At 59.7% G+C, this 7,250-nt stretch carries 5 protein-coding genes and 1 pseudogene; 4 read left to right on the top strand and 2 right to left on the bottom strand.

The window, feature by feature from the left end; genetic code table 11:
• A pseudogene (locus ACRESD_RS18665) lies at nucleotides 1–767 on the bottom strand (trifunctional transcriptional regulator/proline dehydrogenase/L-glutamate gamma-semialdehyde dehydrogenase); the annotation flags it as partial.
• 461 nt (nucleotides 768–1,228) lie between these two features.
• On the opposite strand from ACRESD_RS18665, the gene putP reads away from it, so the two are divergent.
• Nucleotides 1,229–2,713, top strand: a complete 1,485-nt coding sequence (putP, locus tag ACRESD_RS18660; RefSeq protein WP_431752263.1) for a sodium/proline symporter PutP — start codon at nucleotides 1,229–1,231, stop codon at nucleotides 2,711–2,713.
• Between the two features lie 72 nt (nucleotides 2,714–2,785).
• Here putP and ACRESD_RS18655 read toward each other — a convergent pair whose 3' ends face one another.
• Nucleotides 2,786–3,274 (bottom strand): DUF2165 family protein, encoded by a 489-nt coding sequence (locus ACRESD_RS18655; protein ID WP_431752262.1) that lies wholly within the window; start codon nucleotides 3,272–3,274, stop codon nucleotides 2,786–2,788.
• Between the two features lie 187 nt (nucleotides 3,275–3,461).
• Here ACRESD_RS18655 and ACRESD_RS18650 point away from each other — a divergent pair, with 187 nt between their 5' ends.
• From ACRESD_RS18650 to ACRESD_RS18640, 3 genes are all read left to right on the top strand, one after another.
• Entirely contained in the window at nucleotides 3,462–5,474 is a 2,013-nt protein-coding gene (locus ACRESD_RS18650) for a type VI secretion system tip protein VgrG (RefSeq protein WP_431752261.1), read from the top strand.
• A gap of 15 nt (nucleotides 5,475–5,489) precedes the next feature.
• Complete coding sequence (locus ACRESD_RS18645; RefSeq protein WP_431752260.1) at nucleotides 5,490–6,224, top strand: DUF4123 domain-containing protein; 735 nt, start codon at nucleotides 5,490–5,492, stop codon at nucleotides 6,222–6,224.
• A gap of 73 nt (nucleotides 6,225–6,297) precedes the next feature.
• Entirely contained in the window at nucleotides 6,298–7,134 is an 837-nt protein-coding gene (locus ACRESD_RS18640; protein ID WP_431752259.1) for a 23S rRNA (adenine(2030)-N(6))-methyltransferase RlmJ, read from the top strand.
• Nucleotides 7,135–7,250 lie beyond the last annotated feature (116 nt).

The raw sequence follows: 7,250 nt of genomic DNA, 5'->3' as shown, positions 1-7,250 counted from the left end.
TGCTCGCCCATCAGGCGCATGGCCATGTCGACGCCCTTGCGGATCATCGGCTCGCCGCTCTTGCCGATGATGCGGCTCAGGGATGAGGTCAGGCCGGCCTCATTGTGGGTGGCGACCAGTTTGCCGGTCAGCAGCAGGCCCCACGTGGCGGCATTGACGAACAGCGACGGGCTGTTGCCCAGGTGCGGCTGCCAGTTGCCGGTGCTGATCTTGTCGCGGATCAGCGCATCGCGGGTGCCTTTGTCCGGGATGCGCAGCAGCGCTTCGGCCAAGCACATCAGCGCCACACCTTCTTGGGACGACAGGGAAAATTCTTGCAGCAGACCCTGGACAATACCGGCACGGCCACCGGCACTCTTCTGATTGCGCAGCTTCTCGGCAATCGAGGCGGCCAGCTTGTTGGTGGCTTCTGCCATCGGAGCTGGCAGGCGGGCCTGTTCGATCAGCATCGGTACCACTTCCGGCTCTGGGCGGCGGTAAGCGGCAGTGATCGAAGCGCGCAGTACCGACTGCGGCAGGATGCTTTCGGCGAACTCCAGGAAGCACTGGTGGGCGTGGTCGGCCTGGACCTCACCTGCGTCTTCAGCGTCCTTGCTGGCCAAGCCATTGAGCTCGGTCAGGGTTGCACCACCCTCGAGTTTCTCCAGGTAATTGAAAATCGCCTGCTTGATCAGCCAGTGCGGCGTGCGATCAATGGAGGTCGCGGCAGCCTTCAAGCGTTCGCGGGTCGGGTCGTCGAGTTTGACCCCAAGGGTGGTCGTTGCCATCTTTATTATCCTCATGGGTGCCACTACCGAGTGGCATCTGCTGGCGGCAAGATTAGCTTTGCCCATGAAGAGGTGCAACCGGGTGCAACCCTTTTGTTCAGGAAATTTTTGAAGGTCCTCACGAAAAAAATCGGCCCTCAGCCGAATCTGCTTTCTCTTGGTGCATTTGCTTCTGACTTCGGCTGTTCTTGCTCCCAAAAGGAGCAAAAACGTGATGTTTTCCGTAATACATGAGTGGGTGCAACTTATTCTCAAGAAACTGGTTGCACCTTATTTGCTTTGTTGAATAGCATTCGCGGCCAAGGTGCAACCACCTCAGCGGTTCGGTTCATCGGCTGGCGGCTTTCCTGGGGAAACGCCAGTCATAAATGCGCGGCACGCAGTTTCGTCTACCCGGTTAGCAGTGGGTGGCCGTCTGACAGGCCGTCGCTACATAAAAACAAAGCCAGGGCGTCACTCTTATGAGCGTTAGCAATCCAACCCTGATCACGTTCGTGATCTACATCGCAGCAATGGTGCTGATCGGCTTCATGGCCTATCGCTCCACCAACAACCTTTCCGATTACATCCTCGGCGGTCGCAGCCTCGGTAGCGTGGTGACGGCTCTGTCGGCCGGCGCTTCTGACATGAGCGGCTGGTTGTTGATGGGGTTGCCGGGTGCGATCTACATGTCGGGCCTGTCGGAAAGCTGGATCGCCATCGGCCTGATCGTCGGTGCTTACTTGAACTGGCTGTTCGTGGCCGGTCGTCTGCGGGTACAGACCGAACATAACGGCGATGCCCTGACCCTGCCGGATTATTTCTCCAGCCGTTTCGAAGATAAGAGCGGCCTGTTGCGGATTATCTCTGCGGTGGTGATCCTGGTGTTCTTCACCATCTACTGCGCATCCGGCATTGTGGCCGGTGCCCGCCTGTTCGAAAGCACCTTCGGCATGTCCTACGAGACTGCACTGTGGGCCGGTGCCGCGGCGACGATTGCCTACACCTTTGTTGGTGGTTTCCTGGCGGTAAGTTGGACAGATACCGTTCAGGCCACGCTGATGATCTTCGCGTTGATCCTGACGCCGATCATCGTGCTGCTGGCCACTGGCGGTGTCGATACGACCTTCCTGGCCATCGAGGCCAAGAACCCCGACAACTTCAATATGCTGAAAAATACCACCTTCATCGGCATCATTTCGCTGATGGGCTGGGGCCTGGGCTACTTTGGCCAACCGCACATCCTCGCGCGCTTCATGGCGGCGGATTCGGTGAAGTCGATCGCCAAGGCGCGTCGCATCTCCATGACTTGGATGATCCTGTGCCTGGGCGGCACCGTGGCCGTGGGCTTCTTCGGTATCGCCTACTTCTCGGCGCACCCGGAAGTGGCTGGCCCGGTTACCGAGAACCACGAGCGTGTGTTCATCGAGCTGGCCAAGCTGCTGTTCAACCCATGGATCGCCGGCGTGCTGTTGTCGGCCATCCTGGCGGCGGTCATGAGTACCCTGAGCTGCCAACTGCTGGTGTGCTCCAGCGCCCTGACCGAAGACTTCTACAAGACCTTCTTGCGTAAAAATGCTTCCCAGCTGGAATTGGTATGGGTTGGCCGCGCCATGGTGCTGCTGGTGGCCCTGATCGCTATCGCCATGGCGGCCAACCCGGACAACCGCGTACTGGGCCTGGTGAGCTATGCCTGGGCCGGTTTCGGCGCGGCATTCGGCCCCGTGGTGCTGATCTCGGTGATCTGGAAAGGCATGACCCGCAACGGCGCACTGGCCGGTATCCTGGTCGGCGCAATCACCGTGATCGTGTGGAAACACTTCAGCCTGCTGGGCTTGTACGAGATCATCCCAGGCTTCATCTTCGCCAGTCTCGCGATTTACTTCGTGAGCAAGCTGGGCGCGCCGACGGCAGGTATGCTCGAGCGTTTTGATGCGGCGGAAAAAGACTACAACCTCAACAAGTAATGCTTCGGGCATAAAGCGCCCGTTGAGTCATGAAAAGGCCCGCGTCCTAAGGATAGCGGGCCTTTTTTGTCCTCAGTCCGTATCCGGCTGATTGAGAAAGATCAGCACGCCCACAATCGCCATGTAGAACTTGAACGCGGCTTCCTGGCCATTCCATTGATGGGACTGCCACATCAGGAACCATTCGCCACCCACGACCATAAAGCCGAAAAACCACACCACAAACCCGAGGACCAGGCCTGTGGTGGCGCGTGCCTTGGCGCGGTTGAATTCGACAGCGCCGGCGTGGCGGGCGCGCCATAACGAGCATGCGCCCCAGGCAAGCAACAGCGCAGTGAGCGCTTCACCCAGGATGATCAGCCCGTAAGCGCCGTGCCACAACCAAGGTGTGGTGATGGCGCGGTACATGGCAGCGTTCTCCGGGAACGTGGTGTCCATGCTCAACACATGTTTGACGAAGGCAAAGTTGGAGCCGTAGTCGGTGATGTTGTTGAACGCCACCAGTGTCGCGAAGGCTGCGAGAACCAGGGTCAGAATGATTTTTGCGTAGCGTGTGGCCATGCTTTTTTCCAGGGATTCTGCGGGGAGAGGCGGTAACGCTAGCACGGCACTGAGGTGCATTCGATGCCTGAAGCGTGAAGAATCGGGGGCTCAGAATGTAGGAGATAACTGATTTCCCTGCAGCGCGCTCAGGGCCGTACAAAGCTGGTGCAGAATCTGCCGCCCACCCTTCGCAGAGAAACATCGGATGTTCGCTCCTGCCAACCAATGCGTCTTTACCCTGACCCTCGACGGGGCGGCCAGTGAACTCAAGGTACTCGAGTTCAGGGGCACCGAAGCCATCAGTCAGCCCTACCGCTTTGACTTGGAATTGGTCAGCGAGCAGCCCGACCTTGACCTTGAGAGCTTGCTCCATCGTCAGGTGTATCTGGGCTTCGACGACCAGGGACAGGGTGTTCATGGTCTGGTTTATCGTGTGGCACAGGGGGATTCCGGGCGGCGCCTGACGCGTTATCAGCTGAGTGTCGTTCCTCAGCTGACCTATCTGAAACACAGCAGCCACCAGCGCATTTTTCAACACAAGAGCGTGCCGCAGATCGTTGCGCAGGTGCTGGTGGCGCAGGGAATCCAGAGCGACCGGTTCACATTCCAGCTCAGCGGAACGTATCCCGAGCGCGAGTATTGCGTACAGTTCGGGGAGAGCGATCTGGCATTCATTCAGCGGCTGTGTGCCGAGTTGGGCATTCATTATCACTTCCAGCATTCACCGGAGGGGCACCTGTTGGTGTTCGGTGACGATCAGACGGTATTTGCCCAGGCCGAGCAGCCCACGCCTTACGCGCCTGGTTCCGGAATGGTGGCGGACACAGCGGCAATCAAGCGTTTTATCGTGCAATTGGAAACCCGCACCACGGCGGTGAGTCTGCGCGATTACGACTTTCGCAAACCGCACCTGGCGTTGCAGAGCGAAGTTGCCGGTGAACGGCTTCCTCGATTGGAAGAACAAGATTATCCCGGCTATTTTTCCGACCGTCCCCACGGCAAATACCTGGCACAGCACAGGCTGGAGCGGCACCGCAGCGACTACCGGATCGCCCATGGCGAAGGTGATGAGCCGGGGTTGACCAGCGGTCGCTTCCTCAAGCTTGACGGGCACCCGCGCGCCGACTGGAACGACCTGTGGCTCGTGACGCGCATCACGCACGAAGGCAAACAACCCCAGGTACTTGAGGAGGCTGTGGTCGAAGTGGTTGGCGGGGATTTTCGTCAGGGCTATCGCAACGAGTTCACGGCCGCGCCGTGGGATGTGGTTTTCCGGCCGTCGCTGCCAGAACAGCCACGTCCGAATATTTCGGGTTATCAGAATGCGGTGATTGCCGGGCCCGCCGACAGCGAGATCCATTGCGATGAATACGGTCGGGTCAAGGTGCAAATGGCCTGGGATCGTACGGGGGAGCACAACGATCATTCGAGTTGCTGGTTGCGAGTGGCCAGTGCTTGGGCGCATGACGGTTATGGCTCAGTGCTTATCCCCAGGGTTGGCATGGAGGTGCTGGTGGGCTTCGTCAATGGCGACCTGGATATGCCAGTGGTCATGGGTTGCTTGCCCAACGCGGCGACGCCGGTGCCTCTCGACCTGCCGGCGGATAAGACCCGCAGCATCTTGCGCCGCCAGAGCAGCCCCGGTGGTGGTGGATACAACGAATTGCGTATTGAGGACCGTAAGGGTGCCGAGGAGATCTACCTGCGCGCCCAGCGGGACTGGACCCAGCATGTATTGCACGACCAGCAGGTGCAGGTCGACAACCAGTGTCGGATAACGGTGGGCGGCGAGTCGCACCATGAGTTGCAGGGCGAAGAGCAACGCGTTACCCACGGCAACCGCCTGACTGAACTCAAGCAGGATGATCATCTGATGGTCGGTGGCTCGCAGCGTATACGGGCCGGGAAGACTATTCAGATTGGTGCTGGGCAAAGTGTCGTGATCGATGCGGGTGCCAGTGTGACGATTCAGGCGGGTGGCCAATCCATTACGGTTTCGGCGGGTGGCATCTTCAGCAGTGTGCCGATCCAACTTGGCAGTGTGCCAGTTCCCGCTGCTACACCGTTGATACCGGGAATGAAGGAGAAGCTGCTGGCGGTTATTCCCATGCCGTTGAGTCGCGTTCAAGTGACCAGTCTGAAACGCAGTGCGCCGTTTTGCGAAGAGTGTGAGCGTTGCAAACACGGCCAGTGTGATATCCCACGACACAGTGGCTAACAGGAGTTTGCCTTGATGAACAAACGTCTGGCGCCTGACGCCTGGATTACACAGCAGCCTCTACAGCCTGGTGAGCGGGTCTTCGCCATCTTGAGCAATGCCAGTGATGCAAAACCTTTTGACGCAGCGGTTGGAATGCTGCCCCAATCGATCTGGGCAGGCACGGCCTATGCCGAGTGGGGGGAGGTGATGCCCTATGTCGGCATCGTTGAGCCGGGGAGTGCCTTCTGCGATTGGGTCGCAACCACTGAGGCCACCGATTGGGGCTGGCTGGCGGTGTCGTCCAGCCCACTGGACGTCGTGATTGCGCACCTGCAAAGCCTGACCAAGGTCTATCTGCCCGACGGCCGAGCCGTGTTCTTGCGTTTTTGGGATGGTGCTCGGTTTCTGCCAATCCTGCAGGGGCTGGAGGAAGAGGCGGGGCGGGTGCTGCCGGTGTTTCGACGCTACCTGATCAATGGTCAGCCCTTGGTGGTGGCACCGGTGCCTGTGACAGTGGCGAAAGCCAGCCCTTGGTGGCGGGTGCCGGCGTCTTTGTTGGCCGGTCTGGCGCAACAGTCGCCCCAGACCTTGACCGACAACCTACTGCAATGGCTGGAGGAGCATCGCCCTGAGCTGTACACGGCTTTCTCGCTGGCGACCTTGAAGCACAAGGTGGCTTACTTTTCGCGTGGGCCTGATACCTGTCATGAGGCATTGGCCAGCTATCTTGTCTGCGAGTCTGGAGGCATGTCCATCACCGGTCCGTGAGCAACAGCCGACATGCAGCCCTGCACCTTTGTCCCGGTAGAAGGTAAACTTCGCCCCCTGCGCAGGAGCAACCATGAATTATCGTCACGCCTTTCACGCCGGCAACCATGCCGATGTCTTCAAACACCTGACCTTGACCCGCCTCATCGCCCTGATGTCGCGCAAGGAGCAGCCGTTCGCCTACCTCGATACCCATGCCGGTATCGGGCTGTATGACCTGCAGGGCGATCAGGCCAACCGCACCGGTGAATACCTGGAAGGCATCGCCCGCCTGTGGGGTGAAAGCGACCTGCCGCCGCTGACCGCCGATTACATGCGTGTACTGCACGAGATGAACCCGGACGGCCAGTTGCGTTACTACCCTGGCTCCCCGGAGCTGGCTCGGCGTCTCACGCGCTCGCAGGACCGCGTGTTGCTCAATGAGAAACACCCGGACGACGGCGTGTTGCTCAAGGACAACATGAAAGGTGATCGCCGCGTCAAAGTGCACCTGGGCGAAGGTTGGCATGTGCCGCGTGCTTTGCTACCGGTGCCGGAGAAGCGCGCGCTGATGCTGATCGACCCGCCGTTCGAAAAGCTCGATGAAATGCAGCGCTGCGCCGCGTCGCTCAAGGAGGCGGTGGGTCGTATGCGCCAGACCGTCGCGGCGATCTGGTACCCGGTGAAGGACCAGCGCATGCTGCGTCGTTTCTACCAGGACCTGGCCGGTACCGGCGCGCCGAAATTGCTGCGGGTGGAGTTGTTGGTACATCCGCTGGACACGCCCAACACCCTGACCGGTTCTGGATTGGCCATCGCCAACCCGCCGTGGGGTTTGGAAGAGGAGTTGCGTGAGCTGCTGCCGTGGTTGTCCAAGAAGCTTGGCCAGACCCAGGGCGGGTGGCAGATGGATTGGCTGATCGCTGAGTAATTGCTGGTTGTAGTGAGCGGGCTTGCCCCGCGCTGGGTGGCGTAGCCGCCCTAAAACCAGACGCCGCGGTCTTTCCGAAACACCACGGCGTCCTTGTTGGGGTGGCTACGCCACCC

Origin of the sequence: Pseudomonas sp. (assembly GCF_050739995.1) — a bacterium.
In the GTDB taxonomy this organism is placed as follows: domain Bacteria; phylum Pseudomonadota; class Gammaproteobacteria; order Pseudomonadales; family Pseudomonadaceae; genus Aquipseudomonas.
Note: the sequence above shows the minus strand (reverse complement) of the source record. Positions and strands in the feature narration are given on the sequence as shown.

Excerpts from the sequence above, each read along its gene's own strand:
- putP (WP_431752263.1), top strand. The coding sequence starts at position 1,229 with ATGAGCGTTAGCAATCCAACCCTGATCACGTTCGTGATCTACATCGCA.
- ACRESD_RS18655 (WP_431752262.1), bottom strand. The coding sequence starts at position 3,274 with ATGGCCACACGCTACGCAAAAATCATTCTGACCCTGGTTCTCGCAGCC.
- ACRESD_RS18645 (WP_431752260.1), top strand. The coding sequence starts at position 5,490 with ATGAACAAACGTCTGGCGCCTGACGCCTGGATTACACAGCAGCCTCTA.
- ACRESD_RS18650 (WP_431752261.1), top strand. The coding sequence starts at position 3,462 with ATGTTCGCTCCTGCCAACCAATGCGTCTTTACCCTGACCCTCGACGGG.
- ACRESD_RS18640 (WP_431752259.1), top strand. The coding sequence starts at position 6,298 with ATGAATTATCGTCACGCCTTTCACGCCGGCAACCATGCCGATGTCTTC.